10 protein-coding genes are annotated in these 21,571 nt (G+C 67.3%); 6 read left to right on the top strand and 4 right to left on the bottom strand.

Translation table 11 applies throughout. The features are described 5' to 3' along the window. Nucleotides 1-41 precede the first annotated feature (41 nt). Nucleotides 42-992 (top strand): LysR family transcriptional regulator, encoded by a 951-nt coding sequence (locus tag BLR24_RS07655; protein WP_093015148.1) that lies wholly within the window; start codon nucleotides 42-44, stop codon nucleotides 990-992. Here the strand turns inward: BLR24_RS07655 and BLR24_RS07660 are convergent. Further along, nucleotides 976-3,120 (bottom strand): glycoside hydrolase family 3 N-terminal domain-containing protein, encoded by a 2,145-nt coding sequence (locus BLR24_RS07660; protein WP_093015151.1) that lies wholly within the window; start codon nucleotides 3,118-3,120, stop codon nucleotides 976-978. The genes BLR24_RS07655 and BLR24_RS07660 overlap by 17 nt on opposite strands. A gap of 132 nt (nucleotides 3,121-3,252) precedes the next feature. Between BLR24_RS07660 and BLR24_RS07665 the strand changes: the two genes are divergently transcribed. From BLR24_RS07665 to BLR24_RS07680, 4 genes are read left to right on the top strand one after another with little or no spacing between them, the layout of a single operon-like run. Further along, a complete protein-coding gene (locus BLR24_RS07665) occupies nucleotides 3,253-4,548 on the top strand; it encodes a glucoamylase family protein (protein WP_093015154.1) in 1,296 nt (431 codons plus the stop codon). An 8-nt stretch (nucleotides 4,549-4,556) separates the two neighbouring features. After that, nucleotides 4,557-5,987, top strand: coding sequence for a glycoside hydrolase family 15 protein (locus BLR24_RS07670; protein ID WP_254787206.1), 1,431 nt, complete (start codon nucleotides 4,557-4,559; stop codon nucleotides 5,985-5,987). Then, a complete protein-coding gene (locus tag BLR24_RS07675; RefSeq protein WP_093016275.1) occupies nucleotides 5,984-7,744 on the top strand; it encodes an ABC transporter ATP-binding protein/permease in 1,761 nt (586 codons plus the stop codon). The genes BLR24_RS07670 and BLR24_RS07675 overlap by 4 nt, the downstream gene beginning before the upstream one ends. After that, nucleotides 7,741-10,017: a CocE/NonD family hydrolase gene (locus tag BLR24_RS07680; protein WP_093015159.1), complete on the top strand. Its 2,277-nt coding sequence runs from the start codon at nucleotides 7,741-7,743 to the stop codon at nucleotides 10,015-10,017. The genes BLR24_RS07675 and BLR24_RS07680 overlap by 4 nt, the downstream gene beginning before the upstream one ends. Before the next feature lie 4 nt (nucleotides 10,018-10,021). Here BLR24_RS07680 and BLR24_RS07685 read toward each other — a convergent pair whose 3' ends face one another. Next, on the bottom strand, nucleotides 10,022-11,659 hold the full coding sequence (locus BLR24_RS07685; protein ID WP_093016277.1) for an alpha-amylase family glycosyl hydrolase: 1,638 nt from the start codon (nucleotides 11,657-11,659) through the stop codon (nucleotides 10,022-10,024). Between the two features lie 266 nt (nucleotides 11,660-11,925). Between BLR24_RS07685 and BLR24_RS07690 the strand changes: the two genes are divergently transcribed. Continuing rightward, nucleotides 11,926-12,942: a patatin-like phospholipase family protein gene (locus tag BLR24_RS07690; protein WP_093015162.1), complete on the top strand. Its 1,017-nt coding sequence runs from the start codon at nucleotides 11,926-11,928 to the stop codon at nucleotides 12,940-12,942. Nucleotides 12,943-12,982: 40 nt separating this feature from the next. Here the strand turns inward: BLR24_RS07690 and BLR24_RS07695 are convergent, their stop codons facing one another. Both BLR24_RS07695 and BLR24_RS07700 read right to left on the bottom strand, forming a co-directional pair. Further along, nucleotides 12,983-21,166, bottom strand: a complete 8,184-nt coding sequence (locus BLR24_RS07695) for a glycoside hydrolase family 94 protein (RefSeq protein ID WP_093015165.1) — start codon at nucleotides 21,164-21,166, stop codon at nucleotides 12,983-12,985. Next, nucleotides 21,163-21,381 (bottom strand): hypothetical protein, encoded by a 219-nt coding sequence (locus BLR24_RS07700; RefSeq protein ID WP_093015168.1) that lies wholly within the window; start codon nucleotides 21,379-21,381, stop codon nucleotides 21,163-21,165. Before BLR24_RS07700 ends, BLR24_RS07695 begins: the two co-directional genes overlap by 4 nt. Between the last annotated feature and the right edge of the window lie 190 nt (nucleotides 21,382-21,571).

A 21,571-nucleotide genomic window follows, 5' to 3' on the forward strand; every position in this document is an offset into this window, starting at 1 on the left:
TGATTGATAAATATTGAGTTTGTGATTTCACAATCAACGATATGGAAACAATGATTGACAATCTGGTCGAGCTGACGATCTTCGACAAGGTCGCCAGTGCCGGCAGTCTCACGGGGGCCGCGAACGAGCTGGGCCTGTCTCTGGCAGTAGTCAGCAAGCGCTTGGCAACCCTCGAGGCGCGCATGGGCGTGCGCCTGCTCAATCGGACCACACGGCGGCAATCAATGACGCAGGAAGGCGAACGCTTCCACCTGCATTGCGTACGCATCCTTGCGGAGGTGCAGCAGGCCGAGGCGGTGATGCAGCACAGCCGCACCGACATCGAAGGACACCTGCGGGTGACGGCACCGCGCATGCTGGGCACACGCTATCTCGCAGCGCTGGCGGCGCAGTTCCAGGCCATGCATCCGGCGTTGAGGATCGAGCTCGTTTTGAGCGACGACGTCGTGGATCTCGTGGAGCAAGGCATTGACCTGGCGCTGCGCTTCGGGGTGCTCGACGACTCGACGATGACGGCACGCCACATCGCCGACAGCGAGCTCGTCCTGTGCGCCGCGCCGGACTATTTGCGGCGCTTCGGCTCTCCCGACACGCCCGCTGCGCTCTCAGCGCACAACTGCATTCTCTACGGCACGCGAAGCACGCGGCACTGGCTCTTCCAGCACGAAGGAAAACCGGTCTCGGCCGAGGTGAACGCGACCTTCCTGTGCAATGACGGCAACGCGGCCAAAGCGCTCGCGCTGGCCGGCGGCGGGATCTTTCTCAAGTCAATATGGGATGTAGGCTCGGAGCTGAGGGATGGAACGCTGGTGCGCGTGCTGGGGCGATACGGCATCCCCAGCGCACCGCTGCATGTCGTGTACCCGCATGCATTGCATCTGGCCCCTCGTGTACGCCACTTTGCCGACTACGCTCTTAAGAGCCTTCGCGGCGAATGGGAACTGCTTACCGACAAGGCCTCCGGGCGGGATCGTTTCAACACAGTTCAATAGTCTGGCGCAGCAACCCTGATTCCTCGGCACTTGGCCCGACGAAGATCTCGACTTCGCCCGCCTCGAACAAGGGCTGCAGGTCCGGCCCGAGGTAGCGCAACTCGGCCGCCGGCAGCTCCAGGTTCACCGAGCCGGCTTCGCCAGGCATCAATCGCAGCTTCGCGTAGCCCTTGAGTTCCAGCAACGGCCGGGTGACACGGCTTCGCTTGCTGCGAACGAACAGGAAGACAGTCTCTTCAGCCTCGCGCGCGCCAACATTTCGCAGTTTGACGCTGATCTTCAGCGCGTCTTGCTCGCGCACGCGCTGCGGCTCGACCTGAAGTTCGTCGTAGATGAACCGGCCGTAGGTCAAGCCGTGACCGAAGGCATACAGCGGCGTGTTTTCGACGTCCTGGTACTTGCTCGTGAAGTAGTCGGCGGGATTGATCGGCCGGCCGGTGGGGCGCTGGCCGAAGAAGATCGGCACCTGCCCGACGGCGCGCGGCCAGCTCATCGGCGTGCGACCGCCGGGCGTTACCCGCCCCGTGACCACGTCGGCGATCGCATGGCCGGCTTCGATGCCGAGGAACCATGCAGCCAGCAGCGCATCGGCGTGTTCGGCCAGCCAGGGGACGACGAGCGGGCGGCCCGAGAACAGGATCGCGATGACGGGGATGCCGAGCGCGCGTGCACGTGCCGTCACCGCTTCGGCCAGAGCCTGTTGTCGGCCGGGAAGCGCGGGCGTGGCGCGGCTCGCCGCCTCGCCACTCATCGTGGCGCGCTCGCCCAGGCACAGCAGGACGGCGTCGGCGCCGTCGCACAGCGCAATGGCAGCTTCGATGCCGCTGTCGTCGCCGCCCTCGATGGCGACGCCGGGTGCATGGCGGATGTCGGTCTGCGGCAGCGCGGCGCGCAAGCCGGCAAGCACGCTGACGGCCGGCTCGTGTTCGCCGGCGCCCCACCACGGGCCTTTCATCTCGGTGTTTGCGTCGGCCAGCGGGCCGACGACACACAGTGCCTTCGGTGCAGCAGGCAAGGGCAGGGTGTCCCGCTCGTTCTTCAGCATGACGATGGCCTTGCGCCCGGCGTCGCGCGACAGCGCGTGCCGTTCGGCGACAACCGCCGCGGGCTCCGGTGTCGCGCCGCGACGGTAAGGGTCGTCGAACAGGCCGAGCTGCTCCTTGAGCCGCAACACGCGGCGCACGCTGGCGTCGATCTCCTCGATCGTCACCCGTCCCTGCTCGAGCGCGACCGGCAGGCCCTTGCGGTACGCGTCGGCCATCATGTCGATGTCGACGCCGGCCTTCAGCGCCAGTACCGCGGCATCGACGAGATCGGCCGCGACGCCGTGCTTGATCAATTCCGCGATCGCGTTGTAGTCGCTGACGATGACGCCGTCCCAGCCCATCTCGCCGCGCAGCCAGTCGCGCAGCAAGGGAATGTGCGCCGTCATCGGCACGCCGTTGAGATCGGTAAAGGCGGGCATCAGCGTCGCGACGCCGGCACGGACCGCTGCTGCGAAGCCCGGCAGATGCACCTCGCGCAAGGTGCGCTCGGAGATGTCCACGGCGGCGTACTCCCGCCCCGCGTTGACTGCGCCGTACGCGACGAAATGCTTCGCACAGGCGGCCAGCGATTCGGCCGATGACAGATCGGCCCCCTGGAAGCCGCGCACCTTGGCCCCTGCGATGCGGGCGTTCAGCCAGGGGTCTTCGCCGGGTCCTTCCGCGGTGCGGCCCCAGCGGGGATCGCGCGATACATCGAGCATCGGCGCGAAAGTCATCGCCAGGCCGTCGGCAGCGCCTTCGCGCGCGGCCTCCCGCGCCGTGCGCTCCCAGAGGTCTTCGTCGAAGGTGCCGGCTTCGGCAAGCGGGATTGGAAAGAGCGTGCGATGGCCATGAATGATGTCCAGGCCGATCAAGAGCGGAATGCGAAGCCGCGACTTCTCGACCGCCAGCCGCTGCATCTCGTGCGTGGGACCGGCGCCGACCATGTTCAGCAGATTGCCGACGGTGCCGTCGATGATCGACTGCGTGGAGTCCCCCGCGAGCACCGGCCCGGTGACCGTGTAGCTGGAGGCAGTCATCGTCAGTTGACCCAGCTTTTCGGCTAGCGTCATCCGGGCCATGAGGGTGTCGATGCGGCTCATCAGGGATTTCGAATAGAACCCAAGGGCCTTAATGATGGCATGCTGCGGGCGGAGAGCCCTCGGCCGCGTTGCGCTGTCGACAATTCGGTGAAACCAAACGTGTTATCGAGATGACAACGAAAGGAGCCGTTCGTGCTGAAGGATGACAAGAACCCGAGGGCACTGGCAGCCCTGCCCGATGAAGCCTTGATCGACGCCGTGCAGCGGCAGACCTTCCGCTATTTCTGGGACGGTGCGGATGCCGCCAGCGGCCTTGCGCTCGACCGCCGTACGCTCGTCGGCGCCACGGGCGAAGACTTGGCCGACGAGAGGGTGGCGATCGGCGGCACGGGCTTCGGCATCATGGCCTTGATCGTCGCGGTGGAGCGCGGCTGGGTCACTCGGGACGCAGCGCTGGAGCGCCTGGGGCGCATGCGGGACGCGCTCATGCGCGCCAGGCGATACCACGGCGCCTTCCCGCACTTCATGGACGGGGCGAGCGGCGAAACGATCCCGATGAGCCCCAAGGACGACGCGGGCGATCTGGTCGAAACCTCGTTCCTCTGCATGGGCCTGCTGTGTGCGCGCCAGTATTTCAGCGAGGACACGGCCATGGCGCGTCGGTTGCGCGCCGACTTCGACACGCTGTGGCACGAGGTCGAATGGGACTGGTTCACCCAGGGCGGGCAGGACGTGCTGTACTGGCACTGGAGCCCGAAACACGGCTGGGCAATGAACCATGAAGTGCGCGGCTGGAACGAGTGCCTCATCACCTACGTGCTGGCCGCGGCCGCGCCCCGCCATGCGATCGATCCGCGGGTGTACCACCGCGGCTTCGCGGCGGGCGAAGGCTTCCTCAACGGCCAGTCGTACTACGGCATCGAGATTCCGCTTGGCATGCCTTACGGCGGCCCGCTGTTCTTCACGCATTACTCGTTCTGCGGCCTCGATCCGCGCGGCTTGAAGGATCGCTACGCCGAGTATTGGGATCTGAACCGCCGCCACGTCCAGATCAACCGTGCCCACTGCCTCGCCAACCCCCAGGGCCACGCGGGCTACGGCGAATCGTGCTGGGGGCTGACCGCGAGCGACGACCCCCATGGCTACCTCGCGCACGCTCCGGACATCGACAACGGCACCATTTCACCGACGGCCGCGCTGGCCAGCCTGCCGTACGCGCCCACCGAGGTGATGCGGGTGGTGCGGCATTTCCTCAGCGTGCATGGCGAGCGGCTGTGGAGAGACTACGGCTTCGTCGATGCGTTCTGCGAGCAGCGAGGCTGGTTCGCAGACACCTATCTTGCGATCGATCAAGGCCCCATCGTCGTGATGATGGAGAACCATCGCACGGGCCTTCTGTGGAAACTGTTCATGAGCGTGCCCGAGGTGCAGGCCGGGCTGCGGCGCCTGGACTTCAGCAGCCCGCATCTCGTGCCACCGGAAGCATGAAGTCCAGCGTGGCGAGTCTGCAAGATCCGGCGTTCGAGTCCTGGCTCGAAACACAGCTGCGCCATTCGGCGACGGCGATGCTGTCCAGCATCTCGCCGGTGTCGATCGTCAAGCAGCGGCCGGGCTTCGGCCAGACCGTGCAGCCAATGACCGGCGCCATCGTCGCCTCGCCCGTCCTCGCCGACTACAACCCGGACCCGGACTACTTCTTTCATTGGTTTCGCGATTCCGCCGTCGTCATCGATGCGCTGCGCCTGCTCTACGCTGAAGGGCGCGTCGGCGACGAAGCTCTGCAGCACCTGCACGACTTCGTTCGATTCAGCCTGGACCTGAACCGCCTCGACGGCCGCGCGGCTGCCGCGGTGGAGGACCGCAGCGCGTGCGTGGCCCCCGAGCTCCTGCAGTACCTGCGCGAGGACCATGATCTAGCGAAAGCTTTCGGCGACCTGGTGGCCGCCGAGACGCGAGTGAACCCCGACGGCACGCTCGATGTCTGCCGATGGAATCGCCCTCAGCACGACGGCGCGCCGCTGCGCGCGCTGGCGCTGCTGCGCTGGGCGGCCGGCGGGCACCTCGACGCGCCGCTGCTGGCGCAAGTTTCCGAGCTGATCCGCTTCGATCTCGACTTCACGCTGCGTCGCTGGCGCGAGCCGTCGTACGACATCTGGGAGGAGGAGCTCGGCCACCACTACTACACACTGCGCGTCGCAGGGGCCGCGCTGGCCGAGGGCGCGGCATGGCTGGAGAGCGTGGGCGATACGGCGCAGGCGCAGCGCTGCCGGGAGGAGTCACGGGCCGTGCTGCGCCTGCTCGACGGCTACTGGGTGGATGAAAGAGACGAACGACACGAACGGTCGGACGATGGCGACGCGACACGCGGCTACTACCGTTCACGCGAGCTGGCGGACGGCGGACCCAGCCCGAAGGCGTTGGACATCGCGGTGATCCTGTCGGCGATCCACAGCCTCGGCACCGAGGCCACGCGCCGCGCGGCCGGTCCACGCATGCCGGCCGCGCATGGACCGGCCGATCCGCGCATGCAGGCCACGCTGGAGCGGCTCGACGCGCTGTTCGATGCGGCCTATCCAATCAACCACGGCCGTGCCGCAGGCCGTGGCGCGGCGATGGGCCGATACGCCGGCGACGTCTACTACTCGGGCGGCGCCTACTACTTCTCGACGCTCGGCGCCGCCGAGTTCTGTTTCCACGCCGCGGCGATGGGCGACGACACACGCCATTGGATCGAACGCGGCGACGCCTATCTCGCCACCGTACGCGCGTACACGCCGGCCAGTGGTGATCTGTCGGAGCAGTTCGACCAGCACAGCGGCGCGCAGACCTCGGCAAAGCAACTGGCCTGGAGCCACGCCGCATTCATTTCGTGTGTCTCGGCACGCCGCCTCGCGGCCGCCGCTTGTCAGGCGCCGCGGGGGCGATGAGCGCAAGGCCAGAGAACCGCGCCGAGCCGGCTGCAAAGACCGGTTTTTTCCGTCAGGTCAGCGAGCTGCTCGGCGCCTTGCGAGTGTCCCCGGTCGCAAAGACGCTTGTCGTGCTGATGGGCGCGATCGTCGTGGTCGTCGCGCTCACGGCGTATGGGCAGATCGAGCTCAACAGCTGGAACAAGCCGTTCTACGATGCGATCTCGCGTCGCGATCTGAACGAATTCGTCGTACAGGTAGGCGTCTTCGCGGTCATTGCGGGCGTGCTGCTGGTGTTGAACGTCGTGCAGCGGTGGCTGGGCGAAACCTTGCAGCTGAAACTGCGCGAGGCCGTGGTCAATGATCTTGTGGGGCTGTGGCTGCAGCCGCGCCGGGCGTTCTGGCTTCAGGCCAGCGGCCCGATGGGGGCCCATCCGGATCAGCGCATGCACGACGACGCGCTGAAGCTGTGCGATCTGTCGGTCGCCTTGGGCGTGGGGCTGTTGCAGGCAGCAATGCTGTTCGGCAGCTTTGCGAGCGTGCTGTGGGTCATCTCCAAGGACTTCAGCCTCTTCTTCGACGGCAAGGACCATGTGTTGCCGGGCTTCATGCTGTGGGCGGCCATTGCCTATGCGGTCGCCGGCTCGCTGGTCACCTACTGGGTCGGCAGCGGCCTCATCTCGCGCAACGCAGAGCGCTACGCGCGTGAAGGCGAGCTGCGCTTCTCGCTGACGCGCATCAACGAGCATCTCGACGGTATCTCACTGGCTGCTGGCGAGGCCGACGAGAAGCGCCGCGTTGCCATGCATTTGAGCGACGTCTTGCGCGCTACGTCGCGCGTGGTGCTCGGGCTGACCAACCTGACCTGGGTCACCGCGGGCTTCGGCTGGGTCACCATCATCGCGCCAACGCTGGTGGCCGCACCCCTCTACTTCTCGGGGAAGGTTTCGTTCGGCGGCTTGATGATGGCTGCCGCGGCCTTCACGCAGGCACAGTCTTCGCTACGGTGGTTCGTGGACAACTTCAGCATCATTGCCGACTGGCGCGCCACGCTGCTGCGCGTTGCCGACCTGCGTCGCATGCTGGCATCCGATCTGGAGGCACAAGCAGGCGGCAGCCGCATCGCCTATGAGGAGGGCGAAGCCGGGACGCTCGCAATCGAGGCGCTCGAGGTTCGCTCCTGGACCGGCCACGATCGGCTGGACACCCCAAGTCTCGTCGTGCACAGCGGTCAGCGCGTCTTGATCCTCGGCACGCCGGGCACCGAGAAGACCTTGCTGTTCCGGGCGCTCGCGGGCCTCTGGCCCTGGGGCTCCGGCACGGTGCGCCGGCCCGCCGGCGAGACGATCCACTACATGCCGCGCGGCACGCCCTACATTCCCCGCGGCACGCTGGCCGAAGTGCTGTCGTACCCAATGGAACCGTCGAGCTACCCGAGAGAAGCCACGGTGGCCGCACTGGCGAGTGTGGGCCTCCAGCGCCTGGAGCCATTGCTGAACAAGAAGGGACGTTGGGAGAGCGAGCTCAGCATGGACGAGCAGTTGCGCCTGGGCTTCGCCCGCGTGGTGCTGCAGGCACCGCCCTGGCTGGTGATGGACGAAGCTTTCGGCGCGTTCGACGACGACACGCTCGAACTCATCATCGACGCGCTGGGCAAGCTCACGCACACGGGCATTGTCCACATAGGCTCGGCCGGAGAAGCGCACGACCGGCTGTTCACGCAGGTGGTGCATCTGGTCAAAGCGCCAAACGCCGTGCCCGAGGAGCAGCGACCTTGAGACACCCCAAGTCGACCATCAGTCGTGTGCGTCGCGTCTTCACGCGGGTGATTCTTGCGCTGCCCGCGTGGGCCTGGGGAGCGGATTTCGGCTTCCGGCCACCGCGCGATCCTGACGATGCCACGGCGGCAGCGCTGATGCTCGATCTGGCCCAGCGCATCTTGCCGGTGTACCAGGAGGCGGACACCGACGTCTTTCTGGCCAACCTGACTGCTCTGCAGATCGTCAGCGGCGCCTACCGTGCAGCCTCCGACAGCAGCGGGTCCCTGCGCAGCCGCCGCAAGGGCAAGCCGTTCGACGACCTGGTCCAGCGTGCGATCCTCGATGGCATCTATGCGCGTGCGCGCGCACTCGTAGCGGACGCGCGCCTCGGCTTTGCCGAAGCCTACGCGCGCGCGTTCCAGGAACTGGTGTCGCCACTCGACAACGCGCAAGCCCAGGCCATCATGGCGCGGCTCGAAATCCCAGCGGCGGTGTATAGAGAGCCGCTTCGCCAGGCTTTCGATCTGTGGCGCGCGAAGGGCAGCCTCCCGGAGGCCGATGCGCTGGCGCTTGTGCGAACCTGGCATTCGTACCAGTCGCGTCGCAGCTTCGGTGCGCTGCTGCCCGAATTGTTCGCGGCGGAAAACCGCGCCCGCTACGTGGCGGAGACCGACGTCAGGATTCCCGTGCGCGGGGGTGTCATCTTTGCGAGCCTGGTTCGGCCCGGCCGCGCGAGTGACGCACTGCCGACGCTGCTGCGCTTCACGCTCGATCCCGCCGAGGACGACGCCCAGCGCAGCGCCGTCAAAGGTTATGTCGGCGTCACGGCGTACGTGCGCGGACGCACGCCCGATGGCAAGGGCGCCGTCTGGCCGTTCATCCGCGACGGCGAAGATGCCGCCGCCGTCATTGACTGGATTGCCCAACAGGCGTGGAGCGACGGCCGGGTCTGCATGCTCGGCGACGGCTACTCCGGCTACGCCGCCTGGGCCGCCGCGCGCTTGAGACCGGCAGCACTCAAGGCCATCGCCACCATCGCGCCGATGGCGCCGGGCATTGACTTTCCGATGGCCGGACAGATCTTCCGCAACGCCATGGTCCGCTGGGCACAGGAGCATACCAATGCCGAGCCGCTGCGGGCCGCCATAGACGCCGAGCCGGACGCGCCATGGCAAGCACTCGACGCGCGCTGGTATCGAGGCAATCGCCCTTACTGGGACATCGACCGCGTTTTGATTGGCAAGCGCAGCAGGCTGATCCGCACCTGGCTGACGCACCCCAGCCACGATCGCTACTGGCAGAAGTTCCTGCCGTCGGCGCAGCAGTTTGCGCGCATCGACATCCCGGTGCTCAGCTTTGCCGGCTACTACGGCGCCGACGCCGGCGCGCTCTACTTTCACCACGAGCATCTTCGCAACCAGCCGCAGGCGGACACGACGCTGCTGCTCGGCCCCTACGACGCGGCCTCCATCCGGCTCGGCACGGCGCCGACGCTGCGCGGCTACACGCTGGACCCCGTTGCACGCGTCGACCTGCCCGAGCTGCGCTACCAATGGTTCGACCATATCCTGAAGGGCACTAACAAGCCTTCTTTGCTGATGGATCGCGTCAACTACCAGGTGATGGGTGCGGACCAGTGGCGCCATGTGCCGACGCTGGACGCGCCGCAGCATACCGGGCTGCGCCTTTACCTCGACACCCGCGAGCGCGACGACCCGCACCGGCTGCTGCCGTCACCGTCCGAAGGCGGTGGCAGCGCGCGGCTCTCAGTCGATCTTGTCGATCGGCGTGACGTGCGCGATCCGTGGCCGGACGCGCTGCGCGTGAAGCAACTGCCAACGCGCAACGGCATCAGCTTTGTCAGTGATCCGCTCTCGGAGGACACCGAGATCTTCGGCAGCCTGCGCGGCGTGTTCGACATCACGCCCTCGCGGCAGGACGTGGACTTCAACATCTCGCTGTATGAGCAGACGGAAAGCGGTGAGTATCAACTGCTGTTCGATTCCTACGACTTTCGCGCCAGCTACGCAGGCCACCGCGTGCGTCGCAGGCTTCTTCGGGCCGGCGAACGTCAGCTGCTTTCGTTCACCACCGAACGCGTGACGGCTTGCAGGCTTGCGGCGGGCAGCCGCATCGTGCTGCTGATCAGTCTCAACAGGCGCCCCGACCGGCAGATCAACTACGGCAGCGGCAAGGACGTGAATTCGGAAACCATCGCCGACGCGAAGTGGCCCGTGCGCGTGCGCTGGCATGCGCGCAGCTACGTCGAGATCCAGACCGGCAAATCTTGATTGCTCATCGTGTCGTTGAGCCCTTGTCGCTCGCGGTGCCGACAACGACGCCTTCGTGAGACGCCAGCACCAAGGGCCCGTTGATGAGCTCAGCACGCGCAGGATCGGTCGATGCCAGCACGATCGGCTGATGTGGCATCAACGCCGGCGAAACCGGCGCCGGGATGGCGCCGAAGTTGAGCAGCACCACCAGCCGCTGTCCTTCGCAGTTGCGCGCATAGGCGAGCACCTCGCCCTCGATTTCAAGCGCTTCATAGTTGCCCCGGTTCAGCGCAGGCTGCGCGCGGCGCAATGCGATGAGGCGCCGGTAGAGCGCCAGTATCGACCCTGCGTCGCGTGATTGCGCTTCCACATTGTTCGTGGGCCAGTCGGCTGCCAGGCGCAGCCACGGCATACCGGTCGTGAAGCCCGCGTGCTCTCTGGCACTCCACTGCATGGGTGTCCGCTCCGGGTCGCGGCCCAGGCCCATGCCGGGCTTGTTCTTCTCGAACGGGTCCTGCACTTCATCGGTGGGAATGGGGACGTCCGTCATGCCGATCTCGTCGCCGTAGTAGAGCGTCGGCGTGCCGCGCAGCGTGAGCAGCAGCATAGCCGCGAGCCGCGCCATCCGCGGCCCGACGCGGCTCGCAATGCGGGATCTGTCGTGGTTGCCCAGCACCCAATTTGGCTGCGCGCCCGCGGGCAGGGCAGCTTCGTAGTCGCGCACAAAGCGGTCGATGGTCTCTGCCTGCCACTCGGTTGCGATCAGCTGAAAGTTCAAGGGCAGTTGCACACCTTCGAGCACACCTTCGGCGTTGAGTCCGTAGTAGGCGACCAGGCGCGTGAGCGGCAGGTAGAGCTCGCCGATCAGCACGCGCGACGAGTGCGCGTCGCTGAACGCATCGACCACGCGGCGCATCTCGGCCACGATTGGTTGCACCTCCGGAAGGTCGGTGTTGTAGAGCATCAGCCAGCGAAAAAATGGGTCCTGGCCCGGGGCGAAGTCCGGATTCGGCGGGTTGTCGCGGAACTGCGCGTCCTTGATGATTTGAGAGAGCACGTCGACGCGGAATCCGTCGACGCCGCGCCGAAGCCAGAAGCGCAGCACCTCGTACATCGCGGCTCGCACTTCGGGGTTGCGCCAGTTGAGGTCGGGCTGCTCCTTCAGGAACGAATGGCCGTAGTACTGGCCGGTGGCCGGATCGAAGGCCCAGGCCGGACCGCCGAAATTGCTGAGCCAGTTGTTGGGCGGCCCGCCGCCCGGCGCCGGGTCGCGCCAGATGTACCAGTCGCGTCGCGGATCGCTGCGTGCGCTGCGGCTCTGCACGAACCACGGATGACGGTCCGACGTGTGGTTGGGCACGAAGTCCAGGATGATCTTGAGCCCTCTCGCGTGGGCCTCCTGCACCAGCGCATCGAAGCCGTCCAGCGTGCCGAAGCGCGGATCGACGTCGCAAAAATCGGAGATGTCGTAACCGAAGTCGGCCATCGGCGAGGGATAGATCGGCGAAATCCAGATGGCATCGACGCCGAGCGAGACCAGATGATCCAGCCGGGCGCGGATTCCGCCCAAGTCTCCGATGCCATCGCCGTTGCTGTCCTGGAACGAACGCGGATAGACCTGATAGACGATTCCGCACTTCCACCAGTTGTCGGCTGACATCGCGATCCCTTCATGCTCGGTTTCGAGTGGGTTCATTGTCTCCAGAAAGCGTGCAGGGCATCACCACGGTGTGGCCAATAACTTTCCAGACGGTCCTGCAGCACCGGCCAGAACCAACCTGTAATGAACTGCAATGGACTGGCGCATGAAGAGGCGCCACAGTGCTCAGGTTCGGTTTCCGGCGTGGGTGGAGATGGGCATCCCCGTCACGTCGGGGACGAGCGCGCATTTCTCATCATCTATCCACTCAAGCAAGGAGCACAGCCATGTCTTTCAAGATTCTCTGCTGCGACGGCGGCGGCATCCGCGGTGTCATCACTGCGCTGCTGATCCAGGACCTGGACCAGCGCTTCGGCATCGTCCAAAGCGCAGACGGTTTCGCCGGCACTTCCACCGGTGGCCTGATCTCGCTGGGCCTGGTGAGCAATGTGGGCATCGACGCCATCGTCAATCTCTACCAGAACGAAGGGGCCAAGATCTTCGAGCCCAACGGCTGGTTCCTGGACGCACAGGCCAAGCAGCAGGACCGTGCGCCGGCGCAGTCGACGGAAGAACTGCTGCGCAGCGGCCCTGGCATCTTCAGATGCCAGTACGTCAACACCGGCTTGCAGGCCGTCGCCCAGAATCTGGTGGGTGGAGGCGCGATGTCGTCGGCGAGCCGCTTCGTGGCCGTCAACTCCGCGCGGCTATGGGATGCGAGCGACAACAGCTGGGCGCCGTGCACCATCTCCAACGGCCAGAGCAACACCTACCGTGGCATCAGCATGGTGGACGCCGCGCTGGCCACCTCGGCCGCGCCGACGTACTTCCCGCCGTACCAGGTGGGGGACTTCGGCTACTTTGCCGACGGCGGCACCTTCGCCAACAACCCCTCGATGACGGCGATCGTGGAAGCGATCTACCAGGGCTACGCTACCGCCACGTCGGACATCGTGATGCTGTCGCTGGGCACCGGCGCCAATCCGGTGGGCGTGCCGCCTGGTTCCGTGTCCAATCCGCTGGACTGGGGCGTTACGCATTGGCTGTGGCCGTTCAGCGATGGCGCGGTGCCGGCAACGGCGCTGCTCGACCTCACCATGGATGCCACCGCGGAGTTGGCGGCGATCCAGGCCCAGCAACTGCTCGGCAGCAATTACATGCGCGGCAATGTGCCGCTGAGCCAGCCGTTCGGTCTGGACGACTACAAGAACGTAGGCGAATTGGTGAGCGCGACGCAGAACTACATAGAGACCTCGCCCGAGTGGGCGGCGGTGCGCAGCTGGGTGCAGCAGAATTGGACCTGAGCGAGCACATCCTGACCCGCTGACGTGCAGGCAGGTTGCGCTACGCCAAAACCCGTACGGTCGAATTCGGCGGCAGTGAGTGCCAATCAACCCATTCACCCGCCGCCAAGTGATGCGTGGGCGTGGCGGAGCCTTCCATGTGGCCCCATTGCAGAGTGAACTCGCGCATCCCGAGCCGCAGCGCGATCTCGAAGCCTGGCCAGTGCGCCGGCAAGCGCGGGGTCAATGAGAGCTGCTTGCCCTTCACGTTCAGGCCCAGCAAGGTCTCGACGGCGGCGCGGTGCAGCCACGCGGCCGAGCCGGTGTACCAGCTCCAGCCCCCTCGGCCCACATACGGCGCGGCGCCGTAGACGTCGCCAGCCATCACGAAGGGCTCCAGCTCGTAGACCGGGCCGCGCTCGGGATGCCGTGCGCGGTGGGCCGGGCTCAGGCCCTCGAAGCTTTGCCAGGCCGCTTCATGGTCGCCCTGCAGCGCCTGTGCCATCAGCGCCCACACGGCACCGTGCGAGTACTGGCCGCCGTTCTCGCGCACGCCCGGCGGGTAGGCCTGGATGTAGCCCGGGTTGTTGGTCGAGTGGGAAAAAGGCGGCGCCAGCAGCCGCAGCAAGCCGGCCGGCTCGTCGTGCAGGCGCTTCTGGATGGCGGCCATGGCCGGGCCGGTGTGGGCCTCGTCCGAGGCGCCTGAGAGCACCGACCAGGCCTGCGCGATCAGGTCGATGCGGCATTCGTCGTTCGTCGACGAGCCCAGCGGAGCGCCGTTGTCGAAGAAGGCGCGGCGGAACCAGGCGCCGTCCCAGCCGGCGTCGTGCAGTGCGACGATCCAGCCGGTGCGTGCCTCGGTCCAGCGCGCGGCGCGTTCGTGCTCGCCACGCGCTTGCGCGATGGGTGTGAAGCGCTCGACCACGCTGCACAGGAACCACGCCAGCCACACCGATTCGCCGCGGCCTTCGTGGCCGACGCGGTTCATGCCGTCGTTCCAGTCGCCGGTGCCCATCAGCGGCAGGCCGTGCACGCCGGTCTTCAGGCTGCGGTCGATGGCGCGCGCGCCATGCTCGAACACGGTGGCCATGCGGCCGCTGTTCTGCGGCGCGTAGTAGGCGTCTTCGGCGCCATCGGGAATGCCAGGGCCTTCGATGAAGCCGACCATCTCGTTGAGCAGCGAGGCATCGCCCGTCACCTCGACGTAGTGCGCCGACGCGTACGGAAGCCACAGCAGGTCGTCGGAGAAATGCGTGCGCACGCCGGCACCGCCGGGCATGTGCCACCAGTGCTGCACGTCGCCTTCGGGGAACTGGCGCGCCGCGTTCACCAGGATCTGGGCGCGCAGGCGCGGCGGGTCGGTGAGCGCGAAGGCCATCGCGTCCTGCAACTGGTCGCGAAAGCCGAAGGCGCCGCCGGCCTGGTAGAAGCCGGCCTTTGACCAGAGCCGGCACGCCAGCGTCTGGTACACGAGCCAGCGATTGACCAGCGCATCGAACAGCGGGTCGGGCGTGCGCACCTGCAGGCGGCCCAGCAGGTTGTCCCAGAAGCCGCGCACCTGCGCCAGCGCTTCGGGCACGTCGCGCTGCCGCCAGCGGCGCGCAAGGTCGAGCGCCGCGTCGGCCGTGCCGGCATGGCCCAGCACGAAGCTGAAGCTGGAGGTATCGCCGGCGCCCACGACGAATTCGCCGCCGAGGGCCGCGCAGGCATCGAGCCCGCTGCCGGCACGCCGCGCGAGTGTGTCGGGCACTTCGACAATGCCGCGGCCGGCAAAGAACTCGCTGCGGTCGCAGGTCCATTGCGTGGCCCCGGTCGTCACGCCCTGCAGGCCGGCGAGCAGCAGGAAGGCCGCGCTGCCGCCGAAGCCCGCACTCGATTCGCGCTGCTGCCCGAACACGGCCGGCAGGTCTTCGGGCTTCCAGCAATGCACGGTGCGCCGTTCGCCGCGTGCGGCGCCCAGTTGCCACTCGACCATCGCGAGCGCGCGCAGGCGGCGCTGGCTGCCGCCTACGTTGCGCACGCGCACGTGCACCAGCTTGACGGCTTCGTCGCGGTCCGCGAAGAAGGTGGTTTCGAGCACGAGGTCGCCTTGGCGGCACTCGAAGATGGTGTAGCCCTGTCCATGCCGCACACGGTGGCGGATGGAGCCGTCGCCACCGCCGGCCGGCGTCAGCGGCAGCATCTCGCGCGAGGATACGTCCTGCAGCAGGTAATGCTCGAAGGCCGGGTCTTGCACCGGGTCGTTCGACCACGGCGTGACCTGGTGCATGCGGCTGTTGCCGGCCCAGGTGTAGCCGGCGCCCCATTCGGACACCTGGAAGCCGAAGGTCGCGTTGGCGATCACGTTGATCCACGGGCGCGGCGTGCGGCGGTCGGGGCCGACCTCGAAGCGGAACTCGCCGCTCTCGGCGTCGAAGTCACCGGTGGGCACGGTGGCGGTCGACTGCGGCGCCCGCCTCGTCAACAGCGGCGTGCGGTGCTGCACCGGTGCGCTGCTGTCGTCGACGATCGTCGGGCTGCGTGCCTCATGCAACGCCGCCACCTGCACTTCGAGCGCCCGGCCATCGGCCGTGAACACCACGCGCGCCAGGCTGGACAGCACGGCCTTTTCCGAAGGCACCACGTCCTGGTCGCGCAAGAGGTAGAAGCCGGCCGTGTCGTTGCGCGGAAAGCTGTTCTGCGTCTGCTGCGCGACGCGCGAGCGCAGCGTCTCGATCTCGCGCTGCAGCGGCATCAGGTACGAATTCGGTTCGCTGTTAAGTACCACCAGGTCGCAGGCCACGCCACCGAAGCCCCACCACGGCTGCGCGCGCAGCAGCGTGTCGATGAGCCCCATGCCGTTCATCGAGTGGATGTACACCAGCACGATGGGCTTGTCGCCCGAGATGCCGAAGCGCCAGATCTGGCGCAGGTCGATCAGCCCGCGGTCGCTCATCACGCGCGGCGTGGTGTAGGTGAGGATGGTCGTCAGGTCCTGCAGCGCCAGGTTCTGCGCGGGCGCGATGCTCAGGTCGCGCAGCCGCACCTGCGCCAGCGTGGCGGCCATGCGAGTGGCGCGCTCCACGTGCATGGGCTGCAGGTAGCGGTCGATGTTGGGCATCAGCGCCTCGATGCTCTCGTCGGCGGCGGTGGCGAAGCTCATGCGCGCGGTGGTGCCCGGCGCAATCGACAGGCGCACGCGCAGGCAGGCGATGGGGTCCAGGCCGTTCACCGGCGTGCCGTTGATGGCCTTCGGCTGCGCATCGAGCGCGGGCGTGGCCAACGTGCGGTTGCGGCCGATGAAGGCGCGCCGGTCGGTCATGCAGTCGATCGACAGCACGTTGGCATCGACCGAGGCCACGAAGTGCACGGCGGCCACCACCGGGTCGCCATGCAGGCGCGGCTTGCGTGCCAGCAGCAGCGCGCGCCACGCGGGCTCCCAGCGCGACTCGACGAACAGGTTGGCAAAGGCCGGGTGGGCCTCGTCGGCCTTCGGGTTCGACAGCACCGGCTCGAAGTACGAAATGAGTTCGAGCGTGCGCGTTTCATCGCCCGAGTTGTGCAGCGTGATGTTGCGCAGTTCGGTGTCGTTCTCGGGGCTGATCAGAACCGTGGTGCGCACCTGCAGGCCGGGGCCGGCCGCATCGAACTGCACCTGATCGGCCAGGAAGCGGGTGCGGTAGTGCCAGTCGGTGCCGGGCGCGGGCAGGGCGGTGAGTGAGGTGAGCGCGGCCTGACCTTCGTCGCGCACGTAGAAGAAGGTGCCGTAGCTGTCGCGCAGCGGATCGTCGCGCCAGCGGGTCACATTGAACGAGCGCCAGCGGCTCACACCCGCGCCGTTGGCCCGCAGCGCCACCGTGTAGCGGCCGTTCGACAGCAGGTGCGTCGGCTGGAAGCCCGGCCCCATCGGATCGACCACGCGCGGCTGGAACAGCGGCGTGTGGTCGGCCTGGCTGGGCTCGGGCGGCGTGCGCGGGTCAGCGCTGCCGATGATCTGGCGCGGCGTGCGTTCGTGCAGCAGCGACTCGTGCGCCTGCACCAGCGCGGCACTGCCAAACCAGCGGCGCGGAGCTTCGTCGCGCAGCACGTTGCACAGCGCCACCAGCGACATGCCCTGGTGGTGCGCCATGAAGTTGCGCACCACGGTGAAGTCCTGGCCCTCGGTCTGGCGTGAGGTGGTGAAGTCGATTGCGTCGTGAAAACCGAACTCGCCGCGCGCGCCGAGCGATTCGAGCAACTCGAGATTGATGACGGCCGCTTCGGGCGCGAACGGCGCGGCCATCAGGCTGGCGTAAGGTGCCACCACGCGGTCGGTCGGCGGCGTGCGCCGCAGTGCCAGGCGCGGCACGCCGAAGGGCGAGTATTGATACGCCAGCGAATGGTCTTGCGCGAAGTAGGCCGACTCGGACACGCCCCACGGCATGTTCTGCGCACGGCCGAAAGCCTGCTGCTCGGCGATGGCCGCGGCGTTGGCCACCTGCAGCAGGCCGTCGGTGGGCTCGGTCATCACCAGCGCCGGCATCAGGTACTCGAACATCGAGCCCGACCAGGACTTGAGGCTGGGCTGGAAGCCCACCAGCAGGAACGGCCGGCCCAGTGCCATCCAGTGGCGGCGCGGCACGTCGCCCTTCGCAATCGCCAGAAAGCTCAAGAGGCGCGACTCGGAAGCCAGCAGGTCGTAGTAGCTCGCGTCGAGCACGTTCTCTTCGACGCGCAGGCCGATGTGGAACAGGTGACGCTTGGCGTCGTAGAGGCCGCTGAAATCCATGCCGTCGTGCAGTGCGTCGCAACGTTGCGCCAATGCTTCCAGTGCGGGTGCTTCGTGGTACTGGCAATTTTCTGCCGCTGCGAAAGCGCGGCAGGCCTGCGCCACGGCCACGAGGTGGCCCGCAAAATTGCCGCTGTCCACGCTCGACACATAGTCGGGCGGCAGCGGCTTCAGCGTCTGCGTGTCATACCAGTTGAACAGATGGCCGTGGTGCTTCTGCATGCGGCCGACGGTGTCGAGCGTGGCGGTGAGGCGCGCCAGCAAGGCGGCGGTGTCTATCCAGCCGAACTCGCGCGCGCAGCAGGTGGCCAGCAGGTACATGCCGATGTTGGTCGGCGAGGTGCGGTGCGCGATGGTCGGTTGCGGTTCGAGCTGCAAGTTGTCGGGTGGCAGGTGGTTGTCGTCCGGGCCCACCACGTGCTCGAAGAAGCGCCAGGTGTCGTGCGCCAGCTTGTCGAGGTAGCTGCGCTGCGCGGGCTGGAGCGGGTCTTCCGCGTGCGCGTCGACGCGGCTGCCCCACCAGGCCGCGAGGGGCGCCAGGGACCAGAGCACGAAGAGCAGGGGGCCAAGCACCGGGTAGGCGCTCCAGTTCGCGAGCACGGCAAGTACCAGGCACACCGCGCTGCTGAGGGCCGCGCTGCGCACGAAGGGCTTCAGTCGTTGGCTGGATTGCGCCTGCGCCTGGTCTGCTGTCGTCCATTGCAACAGATGCCTGCGGCTGACGACCAGCCGCCAGGTGGCGAGGAAGGCCGCGTCGAGCAGCAGCCGCGTCTGCGCGGCCAGCTGCACGAACTGCCAGGCCGCACCGGCCATGGCGCGCAGCAGTTCGACCGCGCCCACGTCGAAGAAGTGGCGCAGCTCGATGGCGCGCCGCGTCGGCACCAAGCCGGCCAGCGCGCCCAGCAGCGGGCCGAGCGTGAGCGCCGCGCCGACGGCAGCCAGTGCCCAGCCGAGCGGCATGGCCTGCGTGAAGATCACCAGCACCAGCAGCGCGAAAGACGCCGGCACCACCAGCGAGCGGCGCAGGTTGTCGCTCATCTTCCACAGGCCTAGCGTGTCGATGCCGAAGCGGCGCGCGCGCCACATCAGCGGCAGCAGCTGCCAGTCGCCGCGCACCCAGCGGTGCACGCGTGAGGCGGCCACGCCGGCATGGTGCGGATGGTCTTCCACCAGAACGACGTCGCTGACCATCGCACAGCGCGCGACGCTGCCTTCGAGCAGGTCGTGGCTCAGCACGGCGCTGTCGGGCAGACGGTCGTTCAGCGTGGCGTGCACCGCGCGCACGTTCAGCAAACCCTTGCCGGTGAAGGAGCCGCTGCCGAACACGTCCTGGTAGATGTCGGAGGCGCCGCTGCCGTACGGGTCGAGCCCGCACTGCCCGGCAAACACCCAGTGGAAGAAGGAGCGCTCGCTGCGCATCGGGAACGGCGTGACGATGCGCGGCTGCAGGATGCCGAAGCCCGCGACCACGCGTCGGCTTGGCATGTCGATCACGGGCGCATTCAACGGATGCGCGGCAATGGAGACGAGGTCGCGCAGCGCGCCGGGCGGCAGGCCCGTGTCGCTGTCGAGCGTTAGCACATAGGGCGTGCGGCCGGGCGTGAGCTGCTGGCCCGGTGCAAGCGGAAGAAAATCGCTGGCGTCGCCGCTGGCCAGCAGGCGCATGAGCATTTCGAGCTTGCCGCGCTTGCGCTCCCAGCCCATCCAGCGCTGCTCGGTCTCGCTCCAGCTGCGCGGACGATGCAGCAGCAGGAAGCGCGGCGCGGCGCCTTCCGCCGGCGGGTACTTGGCGTTGAGCGCGGCGATGCGTTGCTGGGCGTCGGCGAGCAAGGGCGCGTCGTCGGGCATCGATGCTTGCGAGGCGTCGGCCCAGTCGGTCAGCAGCGCGAACTGCGCGTGCGCCTCGCGGTTGGCGAGCCAGTGCAGTTCGAGCCGGTGCGCGAGCTTTGAGTTGTTCGCGGTCGAACCCAGCATCGTGGGCATGACGACGAGTGCGCGGTGCCGCTCGGGAATGCCGTTTGCAAAATCGAGGCGTGGCAGGGTCCGCGCGCGCACCGATTCCGCCATGATGCGTTGCGCCAGCGCAATCAACGCTTCGGACAGCGGCCATGCAAGAAGCAGCAACGCCGCGACGGTGGTCCAGTCGCCGCGATGCGGCAGACCGTGCACCACGGCCGCCAGCAGCAGCGCGGTGCCGATGGCGACGGCGCTCACGTAGACAGGCAGGCGCCAGCCGCGATGGCTGCGCGCGGGCCGCGTGTTTGCTGTGTGGGCGGAACGGCCCGGCGGACTGTCGGCCTGCAGTGATGCGATCAGCGCGGGCCGGCCCTGGCCGAAGAGGTAGTAGCCCGCGGTGCCGTCGGCGCGGTCGGTTTCCGCACCGACTTCGTCGGCCGACGCGCTGGATGCCAGCGTGACCACGGCCTGCGCCACGTCGCGCTCGGGCCGTTCGGTGCTGCGCGCCACCTGCTCCATCGCATGCGTGATCTGCTGGCGCGTGAGTTCGCTCTCGTTCGCAAAGCTCGGCAGTTCGCGCAGCACGCGCAGCGAGCGGCTCACCGGCTCGATCAGATCGCTCCACTCGACCTGGCCGATCATGCGCAGGGTCGTGATGATGTTGCCGACCGTGAGGTTGGCCGCGGCCTGCGCGTTCTGCGCGTCGCCGATCAGCGCCGGGCCGTTGGGGCAGTGCTGCTCGGTCCAGCGCACCAGCGCGGGCATGTCGTCGCCGTGCTCGACGGGCAGGCGCTGCCACAGCTGCGTGAGGTAGCTGTCCTGCAGGCCGTGGCTTTGCAGTGCGCGGTAGAGCACGTCGAGGTCTTGCACCGAGAGACGCGGCGCCGCGTCCCACGCAGCGTGCGCGATCTCGCGTGCGACTTCGTTCTCGGCAATGCGCTCGGCCACGAGGCGCAGGTTTTCGAGCAGCACCACGCGCAAGGTGGTGGGCAGCGCCCACAGTTCGCCGAGCATGAGTTCGTCGATGTCCTGGTACGCGTTGAGGAAGGCGGTGAACAGCGTCTTGTTGAGCACGCTGTCGGTGTGCGCCACATAGGCCCACGCAATGCCGTACACGCGCGGCAGCCCCGCCAGCGGCGGCGTGATGAGCTTGGGCAGGCGTGCGTAGTAGCTGCGCGGCACGCCGTCATGGATCTGCCGGAGCTGTGCCTCGACAAGGTGAAAGTTGTCGAGCAGCCATTCCGCCGCCGGCGATACATAGCGCCCGTTCAGCGAGATCAGCGCGATGTAGTCGAAGGCAGCGCGCAGCGACTCGAGGTTTTCGTCAACCCGCGGAAAGAAGGGCGCGCCTCCGCGTGCGCGGTGGTGCTCGTCTTCCACCACCTGGGCACGGGCCAGGCTGTGGCCGTGCTGTTCGAAACGTTGGGCGCCGAAGAGTTCGGCGCGGATCGGGAGTGCTACCGGGTCGTGAGGACCGAGCAGAAGGGTCCGGGCGTAGTGACTGAGCCCTTGGAGGCGGTCGACGACGGCAACGACGCTCAAGTGATGGCGAACAAGCCGATGCCCAACACCGCGGCCACGCAGGCCATGGTGACAATGCGGCCCGCAGCGAGCGCGCGCACACGCTGCATGTGGCTTCGCAGCGAGAACCATCGCCCGTGGGCACGTGCACAGTGGTGCATGTGGGAGGCCAGGGCTTCGAAATCGTTGCCGACGAAATCGACGTGCGAATGGGAAAGGGACTGCGGGACGGACATTGCAACGGGCTCCTGTGAAACGACTTCGAGCTGCCGCGCGATTGCGAGAACTGTGAACGTATCCCGACCGTACGCTTTTAAATGACCTTACGGGTTCCTGCTTTCACGGAACGACGTAGGAGGATGCTTACACATTCGCGCTTCAAGGCATCAGTCGCCTGGCGGTCGATGTCTACCATCGCTGCATTGC

The organism is Variovorax sp. OV700, assembly GCF_900099805.1.
Classification (GTDB): Bacteria; Pseudomonadota; Gammaproteobacteria; order Burkholderiales; family Burkholderiaceae_C; genus Variovorax.

Excerpts from the sequence above, each read along its gene's own strand:
- BLR24_RS07655 (WP_093015148.1), top strand. The coding sequence starts at position 42 with ATGGAAACAATGATTGACAATCTGGTCGAGCTGACGATCTTCGACAAG.
- BLR24_RS07660 (WP_093015151.1), bottom strand. The coding sequence starts at position 3,120 with ATGAGCCGCATCGACACCCTCATGGCCCGGATGACGCTAGCCGAAAAG.
- BLR24_RS07675 (WP_093016275.1), top strand. The coding sequence starts at position 5,984 with ATGAGCGCAAGGCCAGAGAACCGCGCCGAGCCGGCTGCAAAGACCGGT.
- BLR24_RS07685 (WP_093016277.1), bottom strand. The coding sequence starts at position 11,659 with ATGTCAGCCGACAACTGGTGGAAGTGCGGAATCGTCTATCAGGTCTAT.
- BLR24_RS07690 (WP_093015162.1), top strand. The coding sequence starts at position 11,926 with ATGTCTTTCAAGATTCTCTGCTGCGACGGCGGCGGCATCCGCGGTGTC.
- BLR24_RS07700 (WP_093015168.1), bottom strand. The coding sequence starts at position 21,381 with ATGTCCGTCCCGCAGTCCCTTTCCCATTCGCACGTCGATTTCGTCGGC.